Below are 15,696 nucleotides of genomic sequence, written 5' to 3' on the forward strand. Positions count from 1 at the left end.
AGTTTCACTCACAAGCGGCGCAGCCGCTCTCACTTCCAGCGGGCCAGAACTTCTTCGGCGCGCTTGGCGAGCACCATCTGGAAGATCGGGCCGAAGCTGATGCGACCGACGCCGAGGGAAGCGAAGTGCGAGAGGTCGCCCTCGGCGGGGTTGGCGATGGCGTTGATGGGCAGCGGGAGTTCTTCGGCGAGACGCTTGTAGTCGGCGTCGTTGTGGAAGCCGACGGGGTAGAGCGAGTCGGCACCGGCAGCGGCGGCCAGTTTCAGGCGTGCGATGGCGCGGTCGACGCGATCGTTCTCGTCACCGATCTGCTTGACGAACAGGTCGGTGCGGGCGTTGATGACGACGTGGACGTCGGTGGCGTCGGATGCGGCGCGGAGGGCTCCGACGAAGTCGGCGTGTTCCTGTGCTTCGCGGAGTCGGCCGCCCTCACTGTGGACGGTGTCCTCGATGTTGAGGCCGACGGCTCCGGCGGAGATCAGTCCGTCGATCAGGCGCTTGGGGTCTTCTCCGTAGCCGGATTCGATGTCGACCGAGAGCGGTGCGTCCACGGCGGCGGAGATCTGGGAGATGCGGTTGAGCAGTTCGTCGAAGGTGATGCCCTCGTTGTCGGGCTTGCCGATGGAGTCGGAGACGGGGTGGCTGCCGACGGTCAGTGCAGTAAAGCCGGCGGACACGGCGAGGTTGGCGGACCAGGCGTCCCATACGGTCGGCAGGACGACCGGGTTGCCCGGCTGGTGCAGCTCGAGCAGGGTGGTGGCCTTCTGGGACAGGTCGGTCATGGAGACTCCTTCGCGGCGGTTGTGGAGAACGTACGTTCTCCCACATCCAACATACGCGCTTCAGTCGATCAAATCGAGGGCCTTCATTCGGTCGAACACCATCAACGACCCCGGGGCGACATCGGGCATGGCGGCGTACTCGTCGCGAGTGAAGTATCGAATCTCGGCGATCTCGCTGGTCGGCGTCGGCTCGTCGGCAAGATCGGCGAGAAAACACGTGATCTCGAGCGGGGTGCCCATCGGATGGCCCCAGGCCTGGCACTCGAACACTCCGAGCAGCCGAACGTCGATGACCGCGGCGTCGAGTTCTTCCCTGATCTCGCGGTGCAGCGCCTGCTCGGGCGACTCGCCGGGATCGATCTTGCCGCCGGCCATGTAGAAGGCAGATTTGCCCGTCGACCGCGTCTGAAGCATGCGGCGGTGGCGAACGTACGCAAGACCGGCGGTGCGAATGGGTCTCGGTTCACTCATCGACGATCGACTCTCTCTATCGGAAACGTCCGGTTTGTACCGCATGGCACGCCGTCGACCACGCAAAGTAGGATGGAAACCGACAAACGTGCCCGCCACCGTTCGGTGGTCGGTCCGCTATTTCTCAAAGGCCGAGTCTTCGGAGACCCAGGTCGATTTCACACACAATTTCACGACCCTACTCATCGCCGCCCTACGACCACCGCCCCGGCCCGAAAGCCGAGGCGACCGAGACGACGGAGTGATTTTTGCTCGCTATTCTTCTTGCGCACGCCGCCGCCGCGCTGCTCGCGCCGCTTCTCGTCCGGTGGTGGGGACGTACTGCATTCTTCCCTTTGGCCCTGGTGCCACTGCTCAGCCTGATCTGGGTGTTCGGCAACTGGAACACCGACCAGAAGCTGCACATCGAATGGGTTCCCGGCCTGTCGATGGACATCGACATGCGCTTCGATTCGCTCGCCGCCATCATGTCGTTGCTCGTTCTGGGCATCGGTTCGCTGATCCTGCTGTACTGCGCCCGCTACTTCGAGGACGACGAGCCCAGGCTGGGCCTGTTCGCCGCCGAGATGGTCGCGTTCTCCGGAGCCATGTTCGGTCTGATCACCAGCGACAACATGCTCGTGCTCTACATCTTCTGGGAAATCACGACGGTGTTGTCGTTCCTGCTGGTCGGCCACTATGCAGAACGCGCGTCGAGTCGGCGCGCCGCGACGCAGGCTCTGCTCGTCACCACCGCAGGTGGTCTGGCGATGCTGGTGGGCATCATCGTCCTCGGCCAGGCCGCTGGGTCGTACAACCTGTCCGACGTCGTCGCGAACGCCCCGGGCGGCTGGCTGCCCGGAGTGGCGATCGTGTTGATCCTCATCGGCGCACTGAGCAAATCGGCCATCGTGCCGATGCACTTCTGGCTGCCCGGTGCCATGGCCGCGCCGACGCCGGTCAGTGGTTACCTGCACGCCGCCGCGATGGTCAAGGCCGGTATCTACCTGGTCGCGCGCCTCGCTCCGGGTTTCGCGGACTCCGGTCCGTGGCGCGCCACGGTCATCAGCCTCGGCTTGCTGTCGATGATTCTGGCCGGGTGGCGAGCACTGCGTGCATTCGACCTGAAACTGATTCTGGCGTTCGGCACGGTCAGCCAGCTGGGCTTCCTGATGGTCCTGGTCGGCATCGGATCCGAGAAGGCCATGTTGGCCGGTCTGACGATGGTGATCGCGCACGCGATGTTCAAGGCCACGCTGTTCATGGTGGTCGGCATCATCGACCACACCACCGGCACCCGAGACATTCGTAAGCTCGCCCACCTGGGCAAGAAGGCCCCGTGGCTCGCCGCCATTGCAGCGCTCGCGGCGGCGAGCATGGCCGGACTACCACCGATGATCGGCTTCGTCGGCAAGGAAACAGCCCTGTCGGCCGTGATCAGCACGCCGACGCTCGACCCCACGGTCGCGGCTGTCGTCGTCGCGGGCCTGGTGATCGGCTCGATTCTGACGGTCACCTACAGCATTCGGTTCGTCTGGGGCGCGTTCGCCCGCAAACAGCTCAAGCGTCCGAGCCCGTCCGTCAGGGCCATGCATGCACCCTCCGCATTGTTCCTCGCCGCGCCCGCGTTCCTCGCCGTTCTGGGTCTGATCGCCGGATTCACGTCCTCGGTCGTCGACCACATCGTCAGTCCCTACGCCCGAACCCTGCCGTCGTACGGGCAGGAGCCTTACCACCTGGCGTTGTGGCACGGGTTCAACCTGCCGCTGGCGCTGACCGTCGTCGTCGTCACCGGCGGCGTCGGGCTGTTCATCGCACACCGGGTGGTCAACCGACTCAAATTCGAGCATCCGCCGCTCGGTAACGCAGACCGCATCTACGACAACGTGCTCAAGTCCATGGACACCCTGTCCATTCGCTTGACCGGCACCACGCAGCGTGGTTCGCTCCCCCTCACTCAGGGCACGATCCTGCTGACGCTGGTGCTGCTGCCGATCATCGTGTTGATCGTCGGCCAAGAACCCGGCCTGGATTACACGCTGTGGAACACCCCGCTGCAGCTGGTCATCGGAGTGATCATGATCGCGGGTGGCCTCGGCGCGACAGTGATGCGCAACCGTCTGGCCAGTGTCATTTTGGTCGGACTCACCGGGTACGGCTGCGGCGTCATCTTCGCCATCCATGGCGCTCCTGACCTCGCCCTGACTCAGTTCCTCGTCGAGACGCTGACCCTCGTGGTGTTCGTCCTGGTACTGCGCAAACTGCCCGCCGAGGTCGACGACCGGGGCTCGGCAGGTTCGCGTGGCCCCCGCGCCGCACTCGCCGTCGCCGTCGGAGCGACCGTCAGCGTGCTCGGCGCGTTCGCGATGAACGCCCGCAGTGCCGCGCCGGTCTCACTGCAGTTCCCCGAGGCCGCGTACGAGCTCGGCGACGGCAAGAACATCGTCAACGTGATCCTCGTCGACATCCGCGCCTGGGACACACTCGGCGAAATCTGCGTACTCCTCGTCGCCGCGACGGGCGTGGCCAGCCTGGTGTTCCGCAACCGGCGGTTCGGCAGCGCTCCGCGGGTGTCCGACGCCCCCGCATCGTCGTCGGACACGAACGACGCGGCGGAGACGACGTGGCTGCTCGGCGGCGATCTGATCGATCCGCGGCATCGTTCGTTGATTCTCGAAGTCACGACGCGGTTGATCTTCCCGACGATCATGGTGCTGTCGATCTACTTCTTCTTCTCCGGACACAATGCCCCCGGCGGCGGTTTCGCCGGTGGTCTGACGGCGGGCCTCGCGCTGGTGCTGCGGTATCTCGCCGGTGGCCGGTACGAGCTCGGCGAAGCGGTCCCGATCGACGCAGGCAAGATCCTGGGTCTCGGGTTGATCTTCGCGGCCGGCACGGCGGTGGCGTCGATGTTCCTCGGCGCTCCGGCACTGTCGTCGGCGACGTTGGAAGTGACACTGCCGATTCTCGGTGACATCAAGCTGGTCACCGCATTGTTCTTCGACCTCGGTGTCTATCTCATCGTGGTCGGGTTGGTACTCGACGTGCTCCGCAGTCTCGGCGCGCGTCTCGACGCACAGGTGGAAATGCAGAGCCAAGGCCGAGTGAGTGCCCGATGACCGCAGATGTCGGAATGCTCGTCATCGTCGGCGTTCTCGTCGCATCGGGTGTGTACCTGCTGCTCGAACGCAGCATCACCAAGATGCTGCTCGGTCTGCTGCTGTTCGGCAACGGAGTCAATCTGTTGCTGCTCACCGTCGGTGGCCCGGCAGGTACCCCGCCTATCGTCGGTCGAGACAACTCGCTGCACCAGAACATGGCCGATCCGCTGGCTCAGGCCATGATCCTGACGGCGATCGTCATCACCATGGGTATCGCCGCCTTCGTGCTCGCGCTGGCGTATCGATCGTTCACGCTCAACACCAAGGACGACCTCGAGAACGACCCCGAGGACACCAAGGTCTCCCAGCGCCGTTCGATGGCCGAAGCACCGGACCGCGACCGTTCCGACGACCCGGTCACCGGTGAGCCGAGCTTCGGCGGCGACGCTTTCGACTCGAAGGGCAATCCGATCCCGCTCGAGCAGATCAGGAACCTCGAAGACCTGGAGTGCTACGAGGATCTGCACGACGGCGACTTCGACAACGACGACGACAACCCCCAGCTCCGCGGTCTCGACGGACTCGACACGGCCGAGAAAGACGACAGCCGACCCGAGCACCCCAGCCCTGACGACTCCAGCACCGACGACACGAAGGGAGACGACAAGTGACGATCTCCCCGGGCGTGATCGATGCCCTGACGCCGCTGCCCGTGCTCATCCCGATGCTCGCCGCGGCCTTGACGCTGGTGCTGGGACGTCGCCCCCGCGCGCAGCGTTTCATCACTCTCGCCGCGCTGACCGCGGTGGTCGCGATTTCGTCGATGATGCTCTACCTCGCCGATCGCGATGGGACCAGCGCGCTGCAGGTCGGTGGCTGGGATTCACCCTTGGGCATTTCGCTTGTGGTGGATCGACTTTCGGCGATGATGCTCGTCGTCTCGTCGATCGTGTTGCTCGCGGTCATGGTGTACTCGATCGGCCAGGGTATCCGCGACGGCAGTGAGAATCAGCCCGTCTCGATCTTCCTGCCCACCTATCTGGCCTTGACCGCAGGCGTCTGCAACGCGTTTCTCGCCGGCGACCTGTTCAATCTGTTCGTCGGCTTCGAGGTACTGCTCGCCGCCTCGTTCGTGTTGCTGACGCTCGGTGCGAGTGCCGACCGGGTCCGCGCCGGCGTGTCCTACGTGATGGTCTCGATGGTCTCCTCGCTGATCTTCCTGATCGGCATCGCACTGGTCTACGGCGCCACCGGAACACTGAACTTGGCCCACATCGCAGTGCGGATGGACGACATCCCGTCCGGCACTCGTACGGCCATCTTCGCGGTGCTACTGGTCGCGTTCGGCATCAAGGCCGCTGTGTTCCCGCTGTCCACGTGGCTGCCCGACTCGTACCCCACGGCCCCGGCTCCGGTCACCGCGGTGTTCGCCGGCTTGCTGACGAAAGTCGGTGTCTACGCGATCATTCGCGCGCACACGCTGCTGTTCCCGGACGGCTCGCTCGACAATGTGCTGATGGTCTGCGGCCTGCTGACGATGCTCGTCGGCATCCTCGGCTCCATCGCACAGAGCGACATCAAACGACTGCTCTCGTTCACCCTGGTCAGCCACATCGGCTACATGATCTTCGGTGTCGCGCTGTCGACCCAATCAGGACTGTCCGGCTCGATCTACTATGTGGCGCACCACATTCTGGTGCAGACGACCCTGTTCCTCGTCGTCGGTCTGATCGAACGTCAGGCCGGTTCGTCGTCACTGCGACGGCTCGGTGGATTGGCCGCGGCCAGCCCGGTGCTGGCCATCGTCTTCCTGGTGCCGGCCCTCAATCTCGGTGGTATTCCACCGTTCTCGGGGTTCATCGGCAAGGTCGCCCTGCTGCAGGCCGGCAGCGACCAGGGCAGCGTACTGGCCTGGTTGCTCGTGGCCGGCGGCACCGTCACCAGCCTGCTGACGCTCTACGTGGTTGCTCGTGTCTGGACCAAGGCGTTCTGGCGAGCCCGCGCCGACGCACCGGAAGGCGACCTCGCGGACAACAGCCCCTCTGCCCTGCTCGACGATTCCTCGGACATCCAGTTCGGTGACCGCGAGGATGTGGGCCGGATGCCCGCCTTCATGTTGATCCCGACGATCGGCCTCGTCGTCGTCGGTTTGGCGATGACGGTGTTCGCCGGGCGCATCATCGACATCAGCGATCGGGCGGCGGCGGATCTGCGGGATCGCTCGGTGTACATCGACGCGGTGCGGGGAGCCGAGTTCGTCGGCGATCAGGCCTACGAACAGGCACGCGCAGTCGAGGAGGGCACCCGATGAAGATGAACCGTTCCTTCCTGCTGCGCATCTGGACCCTGGGATGGTTGACGGCCATCTGGGTTCTGTTGTGGGGCAACGTCTCTGCGGCCAACATCCTCGGCGGACTCGCGGTCGGCCTGCTCATCATGGTGCTGTTGCCGTTGCCGCGGGTGCCGGTCGAGGGCCGCATCCACGTGTTCTCGCTCGTCAAGCTCGCAGTCGTATTCCTTTATTACGCAGCCGAATCCAGTGTCAGTGTGGCGTGGTTGGCGATCCGCCCGAAGGCACCGCCGGTCACCGGTGTGCTGCGCTGCCGCATCGCCATCAAGTCCGATCTGGTGCTCACCCTCTTCGTCGACGCGATGAATCTCGTTCCGGGAACGATGGTCCTGGAGATCGATCGCACCCGACGCCTGCTGTACGTGCATGTGCTGGACATGGGCACGCAGAAGGCAGTCGACGGGTTCTACACGTACGTTCGGAACCTCGAGAAGCTGTTCATCGCGGGATTCGAGCGCGACTCCGATTGGAAGCCGAGCCCCCTGCATTACCAGGAGTACGAGCAGTACCACGGGGTTCTGGGTGACGATCCCGAATCGGGCGATCTCGATACCCCGCGCGACGACAAGATGACCGACGACAAGAGGAAGGGGGACTGGTCGTGACCGTCGTACTGGCGATCGCAGGCGCGCTGCTGATCGCCGCCGCGATCCTCACCGCATTCCGGTTGCTCGACGGCCCGAGCACGTTGGACCGCTTGGTCGCGATGGACACCATCCTTGCCGTGTCGATGTGTGGGCTCGGCGTGTGGGCGGTCTACAGCCGCGACACCACGCTGGTGCCTGCCATCGTTGCGCTGTCCCTGGTCAGCTTCGTCGGGTCGGTCAGCATCGCACGGTTCAGAGTGAGGGACGAATGAACGACACAGTGAGGGGCGAACGATGACCGCAGCCCAGTGGATAGCTTCTGTCTTCATCCTGTTGGGAGCGCTGTTCGCCTTCACGGCCGCCGTGGGCATCGTGCGTTTCCCCGACACGCTCTCGCGCATGCACGCGGCCACCAAGCCGCAGGTGGTCGGGTTGATCATGGTGTTGGTCGGCGCGATCATCAGCCTGCGCGGCAATGTCGACATCTGGATGCTGGTGCTGGTCGGCATCTTCACTCTCGTCACTGCTCCGGTGATTGCGCACACCGTGGGACGCGTCGCCTACCGGGAACAGCGCGGGCGCGACGGCCTGCTCATCGTCAACGAGATGGAACCGAACGAACCCGATCAGTGAAGCGCGAGCGATCGGCGAAGAACGCGGTATGGAATCCGAACGCCATGCCGATCAGAATTCCGAGCACGAGCGGCCCGAACACCAGTGGGTTCGCGGCGAATTCCTCGGCGAGGTAGCGGTAGCTCAGCAGTAGGGCGGCCATCGCGACGCAACCGTAGGTCACCAGCGTGATCCGGTCGCGGTCCCATCCTCGTTCCGGGTCGCGCAGCAAAGATTCGATGGTGAGGCACAGGACCGCGCCCGCCACCAGGTCGACGCCGTAGTGGTAACCGAATCCGAGCGTCGCAGCCAGTGTTCCCACCAGCCACAGTGTGCCGCCGGTGCGCAGCCACCAGGGGCCGCGTCGGGAATGGATGAAGATGCTCAGAGCCCACGCGGTGTGCAGGCTCGGCATGCAGTTGCGCGGCGTCTGCGAGTCGAACGGGATCTCGCCGAGGCTGCCCGAGAGCGGAACCGACTGCGTCGGCCACGACTCGAACGCGAACATCGGGCCCACCACCGGGAACAGCAGGTAGAACACCGGTCCGACGAGTCCGATGAGCAGGAACGTGCGGAACAGGAAGTGTCTCGGCCACGCTGAGCCCGCGGCGACCCCACGCAGTTGGTACAGCGCAACGATGATCGCCGCGACGGGGAGCTGAATGTAGATCCAGTGCAGCGTTCCCTCGGCGATCGGGCCGAGTCGGTCCAGGATGCTGCCGAGCACCCAGGACGGATTTCCCAGCGCATGATCGGCGGCGTATGCGTATTCGTCGAGAACGTAGGGCCGGACCAAGGTCGTGATGTGCAACCAGGCATCGCCGGCCTTGGTCGCGAGCAACAACAGTGCGCCGAGGGCAACGCCGCGCATCGCCCGAGCGTCATGGCGCCGGACGACATGGAACGCGAGCGCGACCAGCACCAGCGACGGCCCGTTCCCGACGGTCGGTGGCACGTCGAACAGATACCGGCCGCCCAGTACGACGGCGTCGAGCGCAGCAGCGACGGCCAGTACGCGCAGGCGGGACGAGCTGTTCAGACCTACCGTGGCCAGGACGAGCGCCGCCCACGGCAGCGACATCGACTTCGGTGTTCCGAACATGTCGTTCCACATGCTCGGCAGCGGGCCGGGGAAGTTCCATTTCCACGCGACGACCTGCAGCGTCAGCAGAAACGCAGCGACGAGGACCGCACCGACGATCAGAGGACGAACAGAGTCCTGACGTGTCGCATCGACCTCGACGCTCTCGACGTCCCCCTGCAGCACGCCGTTGATCGTAAACGCTGAGTGAACACAAAATTAAATACAGAGGGTCACGATTGGAGATCGGTGACCAACGACTCCACGACGGCCCGTAGGTCGCCGCCGGATTTCGCGGCCACGGCACGCTGGCGTTGATACGAGGCACCGAGGCGGGGAATGTCGGCCACCGCGGCAAGCTCGTCGACGCAATTCAACCGGACTGCCGTCGGAGTCAACTTCTCCAGTAGGTCGTGCAGATCATCGGTGACCAGCCGCTCGTTGCTGTCGGCGTCGAGAATGATCTCGGCGTCGAGGCCGTACCGGGCAGCTCGCCACTTGTTCTCCTGGACGTGCCACGGCGGGATCGTCGGCAGGGTCTCGCCTGCTTCGAGTCGTTCGTCGAGATGCACGATCAGGCAGTGCGTCAACGCGACGAGGGCCGCGAGTTCACGCTTGGTCGATGCGCCGTCGCACACCCGAACCTCGATGGTTCCCCACTTCGGAGCCGGGCGGATGTCCCAGTGCATGCCCCCGAGCTGCTCGATGACGCCGGTCTTGAGCTGATCACGAACGAATCCCTCGAACTGCGACCAGTCGTCGAACTGAAACGGCAGACCGGCCGTCGGCAACTGCTGAAACATCAGTGCTCGGTTGCTGGCGTATCCGGTGTCGTTGCCCGCCCAGATCGGCGACGACGCCGACAGTGCCAACAGATGTGGGTACTGCAGCAGCAACGAGTTGAGGATGGGAAAGACCTTGTCGGGAGAGGACACCCCGACGTGGACGTGTACGCCCCAGATGAGCATCTGTCGACCCCACCACTGGGTACGCGCGATGAGCTCGTCGTAGCTCGGGGAGCTGGTCAGCTGCTGCGTCGACCATTCCGCGAACGGGTGCGTCCCGGCCGAGAACAGATCGATCCCCAGAGGATCCGCGGCTCGGCGCACCAGGTCCAACGAGCCGCCGAGGTCCTCCATGGCCTCCCCGACGTTCTCGCACACTCCGGTGACCAGTTCGACGGTGTTGCGCAGCAGTTCCTTCGTCACCCGAGGGGTGTCTCCGGCGAGGTCACGAACGCCGTCCATGACTGCCTCGGCGGAGTTGACGAGATCCCGCGTGCTCTTGTCGACCAGCGCGATTTCCCACTCCACGCCGAGCGTGGGTCGCGGAGAACTCGCGAAGTCGATCCGGGGAGCGTTCAAACTACTTCAGTACCGCGCACGCCGCCCGAGCACCGGCATCACCGGTCATCAGGGTCGCCATGTCGGGTACCGCAGCACCGTCGGGCAACGTGTACCGCGGCGGGATGTTGGCGAAGTTGTCTGCGCCCTCGTGCACGATGACCGACGTTCCGGCACCACCGGCGCGGAGGTCGTCCAGCGTGATCGCATCGGTGGTGGTGACCAGGCGGCCCGTGCCGTCCTCGCCCACCTGGATCGACGACAGGTCGCCGCTGGAGGGGTGTTCGGTGCGTCCGTCGACCTGCAGGTGACCACCCGCAGAGAGGAAGTTGCCCGGCTCACCGCCGGTAGGTGCCACCGAGTTGGGCTCGCAGGCCCCGACGGTGTGGACGTGGAAGCCGTGGAAGCCCGGCGTCATGTTCTCGACCTCGGCCGTGACGGTGAGCTTCTCGCCCTCCGACGCGAACGACACGGTGCCCACCTCGGCACCGGACGCGTTGCGGAGCACGCCCTCGATCATGTTCTCGGAGCTGCCTTCCGAGCCACTCTCTGCCCGACCGTCACCGGCGACTGCGGCCGCGGACGGGTCTGCTTCACCGGTCCACACCGGCGGCACCGTGCCGGGTATGTCGGACGCGACCTCGCCGTTGCTGCAGGCAGAGAGCCCGAGAGCGGCGATCGCGAGGACCGGGGCCACGTAACGCAAAGAGCGGGTCGCAGCAGTGCGTCGCTTGAACAGGTCCATCGAAGAGTGCTCCTCTTTCGGGCAGGGTGAAGGGCTTGCAAAATCATAACGTGCCGACCGATTCGGCCGAACCGGACAGGTTGTCATGCCGGCGAGTTACTGCGTCACGATGACGACGACACCCGCGGTGGATTCGAGTGAACTCGGTTTGGGCTCGGCCGGAATGCCGAGTTGGGTGGCGATCGTCTGCGCTGCCTGCTGCTCACCGGTGTCGGTGCCGTAGTACACCGCGGTCTGGGCGAACTGGGCTTCGCTGAAGTTGCCGGTCTCGGCGACCGTCCAGCCCTCGGCGGTGAGTGTGCTCGCAGTGCCGGCGGCGAGCCCGGAGACGTTGGAGTTGTTGAGCACGCGCACCTCGACATCGGCGGCGGCGCGGGAGGTGGTTGCTGCGGAGGACGTGGTCGACGACGCGGCAGGAGCCTGCGCGGCGGGAGCTTGGGTACCGGGAGCTTGCGCCACCGGAGCGGCAGCCGTCGTCGTCGCGGCAGCGGGCGCCTCTGCGGCGGCATCCTCGGAATCGGAGCCGGTCAGAGACAGGGCACCGATCGCTGCGAACAGGATCGCGAGCGAGATCAGCACCATGGCCAGGGCACGGAGGGGTGGCCCGGTCTGTTCCGGGTTGGGGCTGCTCACGTACTCGACCCTAGCCGACCGTCGATCGAGACCTTTTCAACGGAGCTTGCGCCTTCCCCACGGAGCAACATCTCTCGGCAAAGTCGAAACCCGACGCGGAGGATCAGACGTCGAAACCGAGCCGACGTGCGGCGCGGGCCTTCTGCCTGCTCGCGCGCAAACGGCGCAGTCGCTTGACCAGCATCGGGTCTGCGGCAAGGGCTTCGGGACGATCCACCAACGCGTTGAGGATCTGGTAGTAGCGGGTTGCCGACATGGAGAAGAGTTCCTTGATCGCCTCTTCCTTGGCCCCGGCGTACTTCCACCACTGGCGCTCGAAGGACAGGATGTCGTGCTCTCGTCGGCTCAAGCCGTCCGCACCGACTTCGTTCGGATCGTGAGAGCCGTCCGATCCCGGTTGCTGAGACTGGTTCGAGTCACGCGCTGCTGCGCCGTCCATCCCACTCCTCGACTTCTCGACTCCCCTGGGCCCGTGCGACAACCGACCCCGAGGAAATCTGCTTCCCCCAGTGCTGCCGGCACCCGTACGAGTACCGACCGAACTTCGAGCGAATTACACAGTTGTACTTCGGGGATCATTCAACCACGTTCGACCGCCCGGACCCGGCTCCCGCGAGGTACTCGCGCGTGGCGTGTTCGTCGACGACCGAACCGTCGGTGCGACACTCGTCCACCGGCTCCGCTCCCGACGGGCCGGTGGGTGGGCCGGGCGTCACCCACTATCCTTGTCGACCATGGCAATTCTTCCCATCCGGATCGTCGGCGATCCGGTGCTCCACACTGCGACCGATCCCGTCACCGAGTCGCCGGCCGAGCTCGCCGAGCTGATCGCCGACATGTACGAGACGTTGGCGGCTGCCAACGGCGTCGGACTGGCGGCGAACCAGGTGGGCGTCGGTAAGCGTCTGTTCATCTACGACTGCCCCGACCAGGGCGCGGACGGCAAGGTTTTTCGCCGCCGCGGAGAGGTCGTCAACCCGGTGCTCGAGACGTCCGAGATTCCCGAGACGATGCCCGACCCCGACGATGACGACGAGGGGTGCCTCTCGGTCCCCGGTGAGCAGTACCCCACCGGTCGGGCCGACTGGGCGCGAGTGACCGGTACCGACGCCAACGGCGATCCGGTGGACATCGAGGGCCGCGGGTTCTTCGCCCGGATGTTGCAGCACGAGGTGGGTCACCTCGACGGCTTCCTCTACACCGATGTGCTCATCGGTCGCCACGCGCGAGCGGCGAAGAAGGCGATCAAGCGCTCCGGGTGGGGCGTCCCCGGCCTCAGCTGGGTGCCGGGCACCGTCGACGACCCCTTCGGCCACGACGACGAGGACGAGGACTGATCGCTGCCGTGACCGTTCCGCCGGGGACGCGGGTGATGCTGCGGTACCGACTGCCACCCGGCCACACCCATCCGATGACGGACGTCATCGGGGAATTGGTGTCGGCCGACGCGGTCGCGGTGTCGGTCCGCGCCAAGGACGGCGCTCTGGTGCAGGTGGCCGCCGATCGCATAGTGGCCTTGAAGCCGTTGGGCCCCAAACCTGTTCGCACCTCGGAGATTCGGGCTCTCGAGGCGGCCGCGGCCGACGGGTGGCCGGGTGTCGAACAGGAGTGGATCACCGGCTGGCAGTTGCGTTTCGGGCACGGCTTCACCGGGCGCGCCAATTCGGCGGTGCCTCTCGAGCCCGGCGCAGCAGCAGATTCCGAGACGGTGGCCGCGATCTCCGCCCGATACGACGCACGAGGACTGACGCCGATCCTCGCCCTCCCCGACCGTCTCGCGACCGCACCGGCCGGTTGGTCGACGTTCAACGAGACCGTCGTCATGGCGGCGGATATCTCGAATCTGGTTCTACGCGAGGGCGACTCGCCTGTCACCGTCACTCCCGAACCGACCGCCGACTGGTTGAGTTCTCTGCGCTACCAAGGCCGAGAGGCGACGACGGGTGCTGCCGAGGTGGTCTCGGCGGTGCGCAACGGAACCCTCGGTTTCGGCGCGATCGGGAACGCAGGAGTCGGATCGATCGCAGTGGGCCGAGCGGCCGTCACCGCGGCCCCGGACGGTCGGTCGTGGGTGGGCTTGACCGCGCTCTGGGTGTCCCCCGAACATCGCCGCAACGGTCTCGGCACGCTGATGTGCGGCGAGCTGGTGCGGTGGGGATGCGAGAACGGCGCCACGCACGCATACCTTCAGGTGGCCGTCGACAACACCGATGCCCAGGCGCTCTACCGCGATCTAGGATTCGGCGAGCATCACCGCTATCGCTACGCGCGCCCGGACGACACGATCGGCCGCGAGCCTGTCGGACGCGTTCTATAGGGTTCCTTCCCGTGCGCTTTGCTACCTGGAATGTGAACTCCGTCCGCTCTCGGCAGGATCGAATCGTCGATTGGTTGCAGCGATCCGACGTCGACGTGCTGGCGATGCAGGAAACCAAGTGCAAGGACGCACAGTTTCCGTACGAGCGGTTCACCGAGATCGGCTACGAGGTTGCCCACGTCGGGCTCAGTCAGTGGAACGGCGTGGCGATCGCGTCGCGCGTCGGCTTGGACGACGTGCAGGCCGGCTTCGAGGACCAGCCCGGGTTCAGCAAGGATCCCGAGGTCGAGGCCGCAGACGAGGCCCGAGCCATCGGAGCGACCTGCAACGGGGTGCGCATCTGGAGCCTGTACGTGCCGAACGGCCGCGAGCTCGCCGATCCGCACTACACCTACAAGCTCGAGTGGCTCGCGGCACTGAAGGCCGACGCGCAGGCGTGGGTGGCGGCGGACCCACAGGCGCAGATCGCGCTCGTCGGCGACTGGAACATCGCTCCCACCGACGACGACGTGTGGGATCCCGCCCTGTTCGAGGGCAAGACTCACACCTCGCAGCCGGAGCGTGATGCCTTCGCGGCATTCTCCGAGGCCGGTTTCACCGAAGTGACGCGGCAGTTCACTCCCGAGCCCAGGACGTTCACGTACTGGGACTACACCCAGCTCAGATTTCCGAAGAAACAAGGTCTGCGTATCGACATGGCGTTGACCTCACCTGCCCTGACGGCTCGCGTGACCGGCGCATCGATCGATCGCGAGGAGCGTAAGGGCAAGGGTGCCAGCGATCATGCTCCGGTGATCGTGGAGATCGGCTGAGCCGCGGCCGTCTCTGCTATTCGACGACCAGGTCCAAGAACTCCGGGTGCTGCGCCAGGTAGCGACGGACGTAGGTGCAGATCGGCACGATGCGCCAGTCGCGGTCGCGCGCGGTGTTCAGCGATGCGCGCACGAGCACTCCTGCCCAGCCGCGGTCGCCGTATTCCTCTTTGACGACCGTGTGCATCAGCGCGACGACCGATTCGTCGCCGGCTGCGTCGTCGCCATCGCCGAACCGATAGCCGAGGATGCCGACGAGATCGTCGTCGACGAACAGGTCGAATCTGTTGTGATCGGCGTTGTCCTCGATGCGGACCGAGGGGCGCTCGACCGGAATCGCCGCGTCGGAGCGGCGGTGAATGATGTGACTCATGTCACTTATGAGACCAGAGTTGCTCGAGTGTCGCGGGGAAAGTGCACCGATCGACGCCGAGTCGAGTCCTTTACGTAACCAGCCGTGGCGTGACCGGCCGGGCAGTGCAAGTACTCAGAGAGCGACGAGCATGTCGTTGTACTCGGGGTTGGCCGCCGCGAAGCGCTGGACGTAGGTGCAGACCGGCTTGACCTTCCAGCCGTAGGACCGCGCGCTGTCGAGGGCGCGGCGAACCAGAATGCCGGCCAAGCCTTGATGACCGAAGTCCTCGGTGACGACGGTGTGCATGAAGGAGACGACATGCGTGCGTGTCGCACGGGCTCCGTTTCCTTCGACTTCGAAGAATCCGACGATGCCGACGAGGTCGCCGTTCAGTCGAAGCTCGAAGCGATTCTGGTCTTTGTTGATCGAGACATCAGCACTGGGAGAACTCGCAAGCATGGACGCCTCCTTTGCTGGGTGTGGAGTGGTGGAGGAACTTCGGAACCGAGACGGTATGTGACGTGCACC

At 65.3% G+C, this 15,696-nt stretch carries 18 protein-coding genes; 9 read left to right on the plus strand and 9 right to left on the minus strand.

From position 1 onward, the window contains the following. Positions 1 to 29 precede the first annotated feature (29 nt). Positions 30 to 782, minus strand: a complete 753-nt coding sequence (locus tag CH268_RS19355; protein WP_094665612.1) for an isocitrate lyase/PEP mutase family protein — start codon at positions 780 to 782, stop codon at positions 30 to 32. A gap of 60 nt (positions 783 to 842) precedes the next feature. Next, positions 843 to 1,253 carry an NUDIX hydrolase gene (locus CH268_RS19360; RefSeq protein ID WP_027498464.1) on the minus strand — a complete coding sequence of 137 codons (411 nt, stop codon included), beginning with the start codon at positions 1,251 to 1,253 and terminating at the stop codon, positions 843 to 845. Positions 1,254 to 1,501: 248 nt separating this feature from the next. Between CH268_RS19360 and CH268_RS19365 the strand changes: the two genes are divergently transcribed. The 6 genes from CH268_RS19365 to mnhG are packed head-to-tail and all read left to right on the plus strand — an operon-like array spanning position 1,502 to position 7,903. After that, positions 1,502 to 4,351 carry a Na+/H+ antiporter subunit A gene (locus tag CH268_RS19365; protein ID WP_032406515.1) on the plus strand — a complete coding sequence of 950 codons (2,850 nt, stop codon included), beginning with the start codon at positions 1,502 to 1,504 and terminating at the stop codon, positions 4,349 to 4,351. Beyond that, positions 4,348 to 5,004 (plus strand): Na(+)/H(+) antiporter subunit C, encoded by a 657-nt coding sequence (locus CH268_RS19370; protein WP_094665613.1) that lies wholly within the window; start codon positions 4,348 to 4,350, stop codon positions 5,002 to 5,004. The genes CH268_RS19365 and CH268_RS19370 overlap by 4 nt, the downstream gene beginning before the upstream one ends. Further along, complete coding sequence (locus tag CH268_RS19375) at positions 5,001 to 6,644, plus strand: Na+/H+ antiporter subunit D (protein ID WP_094665614.1); 1,644 nt, start codon at positions 5,001 to 5,003, stop codon at positions 6,642 to 6,644. The genes CH268_RS19370 and CH268_RS19375 overlap by 4 nt, the downstream gene beginning before the upstream one ends. Positions 6,645 to 6,646: 2 nt before the next feature. Beyond that, a complete protein-coding gene (locus CH268_RS19380) occupies positions 6,647 to 7,288 on the plus strand; it encodes a Na+/H+ antiporter subunit E (protein WP_228139369.1) in 642 nt (213 codons plus the stop codon). Next, on the plus strand, positions 7,285 to 7,542 hold the full coding sequence (locus tag CH268_RS19385) for a monovalent cation/H+ antiporter complex subunit F (RefSeq protein WP_027498468.1): 258 nt from the start codon (positions 7,285 to 7,287) through the stop codon (positions 7,540 to 7,542). Before CH268_RS19380 ends, CH268_RS19385 begins: the two co-directional genes overlap by 4 nt. A gap of 22 nt (positions 7,543 to 7,564) precedes the next feature. Next, complete coding sequence (gene mnhG, locus CH268_RS19390) at positions 7,565 to 7,903, plus strand: monovalent cation/H(+) antiporter subunit G (RefSeq protein ID WP_027498469.1); 339 nt, start codon at positions 7,565 to 7,567, stop codon at positions 7,901 to 7,903. Here mnhG and CH268_RS19395 read toward each other — a convergent pair. From CH268_RS19395 to CH268_RS19415, 5 genes are all read right to left on the minus strand, one after another. Then, entirely contained in the window at positions 7,869 to 9,158 is a 1,290-nt protein-coding gene (locus CH268_RS19395; protein WP_094665615.1) for a phosphatase PAP2 family protein, read from the minus strand. The two genes, mnhG and CH268_RS19395, sit on opposite strands and share 35 nt — an antisense overlap. A gap of 38 nt (positions 9,159 to 9,196) precedes the next feature. After that, a complete protein-coding gene (locus tag CH268_RS19400; protein ID WP_027498472.1) occupies positions 9,197 to 10,327 on the minus strand; it encodes a glutamate--cysteine ligase in 1,131 nt (376 codons plus the stop codon). 1 nt (position 10,328) lies between these two features. Continuing rightward, positions 10,329 to 11,051, minus strand: a complete 723-nt coding sequence (gene sodC, locus CH268_RS19405) for a superoxide dismutase[Cu-Zn] (protein WP_094665616.1) — start codon at positions 11,049 to 11,051, stop codon at positions 10,329 to 10,331. Between the two features lie 96 nt (positions 11,052 to 11,147). After that, entirely contained in the window at positions 11,148 to 11,684 is a 537-nt protein-coding gene (locus CH268_RS19410; protein WP_228139287.1) for a LytR C-terminal domain-containing protein, read from the minus strand. Between the two features lie 103 nt (positions 11,685 to 11,787). After that, positions 11,788 to 12,123: a DUF3263 domain-containing protein gene (locus CH268_RS19415; protein ID WP_032365130.1), complete on the minus strand. Its 336-nt coding sequence runs from the start codon at positions 12,121 to 12,123 to the stop codon at positions 11,788 to 11,790. A gap of 295 nt (positions 12,124 to 12,418) precedes the next feature. On the opposite strand from CH268_RS19415, the gene CH268_RS19420 reads away from it, so the two are divergent. Genes CH268_RS19420 through CH268_RS19430 form a run of 3 tightly spaced genes read left to right on the plus strand, consistent with a single transcriptional unit; the run spans position 12,419 to position 14,813 of the window. Then, positions 12,419 to 13,021 carry a peptide deformylase gene (locus CH268_RS19420; protein ID WP_027498476.1) on the plus strand — a complete coding sequence of 201 codons (603 nt, stop codon included), beginning with the start codon at positions 12,419 to 12,421 and terminating at the stop codon, positions 13,019 to 13,021. 8 nt (positions 13,022 to 13,029) lie between these two features. Next, positions 13,030 to 14,001, plus strand: coding sequence for an N-acetylglutamate synthase, CG3035 family (locus CH268_RS19425; protein ID WP_441346985.1), 972 nt, complete (start codon positions 13,030 to 13,032; stop codon positions 13,999 to 14,001). Positions 14,002 to 14,012: 11 nt separating this feature from the next. After that, positions 14,013 to 14,813 carry an exodeoxyribonuclease III gene (locus CH268_RS19430; protein WP_027498477.1) on the plus strand — a complete coding sequence of 267 codons (801 nt, stop codon included), beginning with the start codon at positions 14,013 to 14,015 and terminating at the stop codon, positions 14,811 to 14,813. A 16-nt stretch (positions 14,814 to 14,829) separates the two neighbouring features. Here CH268_RS19430 and CH268_RS19435 read toward each other — a convergent pair whose 3' ends face one another. After that, on the minus strand, positions 14,830 to 15,186 hold the full coding sequence (locus CH268_RS19435) for a GNAT family N-acetyltransferase (protein WP_045840626.1): 357 nt from the start codon (positions 15,184 to 15,186) through the stop codon (positions 14,830 to 14,832). Between the two features lie 114 nt (positions 15,187 to 15,300). After that, positions 15,301 to 15,627: a GNAT family N-acetyltransferase gene (locus CH268_RS19440; protein ID WP_027498479.1), complete on the minus strand. Its 327-nt coding sequence runs from the start codon at positions 15,625 to 15,627 to the stop codon at positions 15,301 to 15,303. Positions 15,628 to 15,696 lie beyond the last annotated feature (69 nt).

It is taken from the genome of Rhodococcus sp. 06-1460-1B, assembly GCF_002258475.1.
Lineage (GTDB): Bacteria > Actinomycetota > Actinomycetes > Mycobacteriales > Mycobacteriaceae > Rhodococcoides > Rhodococcoides fascians.

What these genes read in the sequence shown, in the direction of transcription:
- CH268_RS19370 (WP_094665613.1), top strand. Translation starts at nt 4,348, where the DNA reads ATGACCGCAGATGTCGGAATGCTCGTCATCGTCGGCGTTCTCGTCGCA.
- CH268_RS19415 (WP_032365130.1), bottom strand. Translation starts at nt 12,123, where the DNA reads ATGGACGGCGCAGCAGCGCGTGACTCGAACCAGTCTCAGCAACCGGGA.
- CH268_RS19360 (WP_027498464.1), bottom strand. Translation starts at nt 1,253, where the DNA reads ATGAGTGAACCGAGACCCATTCGCACCGCCGGTCTTGCGTACGTTCGC.
- CH268_RS19355 (WP_094665612.1), bottom strand. Translation starts at nt 782, where the DNA reads ATGACCGACCTGTCCCAGAAGGCCACCACCCTGCTCGAGCTGCACCAG.
- CH268_RS19435 (WP_045840626.1), bottom strand. Translation starts at nt 15,186, where the DNA reads ATGAGTCACATCATTCACCGCCGCTCCGACGCGGCGATTCCGGTCGAG.
- CH268_RS19420 (WP_027498476.1), top strand. Translation starts at nt 12,419, where the DNA reads ATGGCAATTCTTCCCATCCGGATCGTCGGCGATCCGGTGCTCCACACT.
- mnhG (WP_027498469.1), top strand. Translation starts at nt 7,565, where the DNA reads ATGACCGCAGCCCAGTGGATAGCTTCTGTCTTCATCCTGTTGGGAGCG.
- CH268_RS19380 (WP_228139369.1), top strand. Translation starts at nt 6,647, where the DNA reads ATGAACCGTTCCTTCCTGCTGCGCATCTGGACCCTGGGATGGTTGACG.
- CH268_RS19440 (WP_027498479.1), bottom strand. Translation starts at nt 15,627, where the DNA reads ATGCTTGCGAGTTCTCCCAGTGCTGATGTCTCGATCAACAAAGACCAG.
- sodC (WP_094665616.1), bottom strand. Translation starts at nt 11,051, where the DNA reads ATGGACCTGTTCAAGCGACGCACTGCTGCGACCCGCTCTTTGCGTTAC.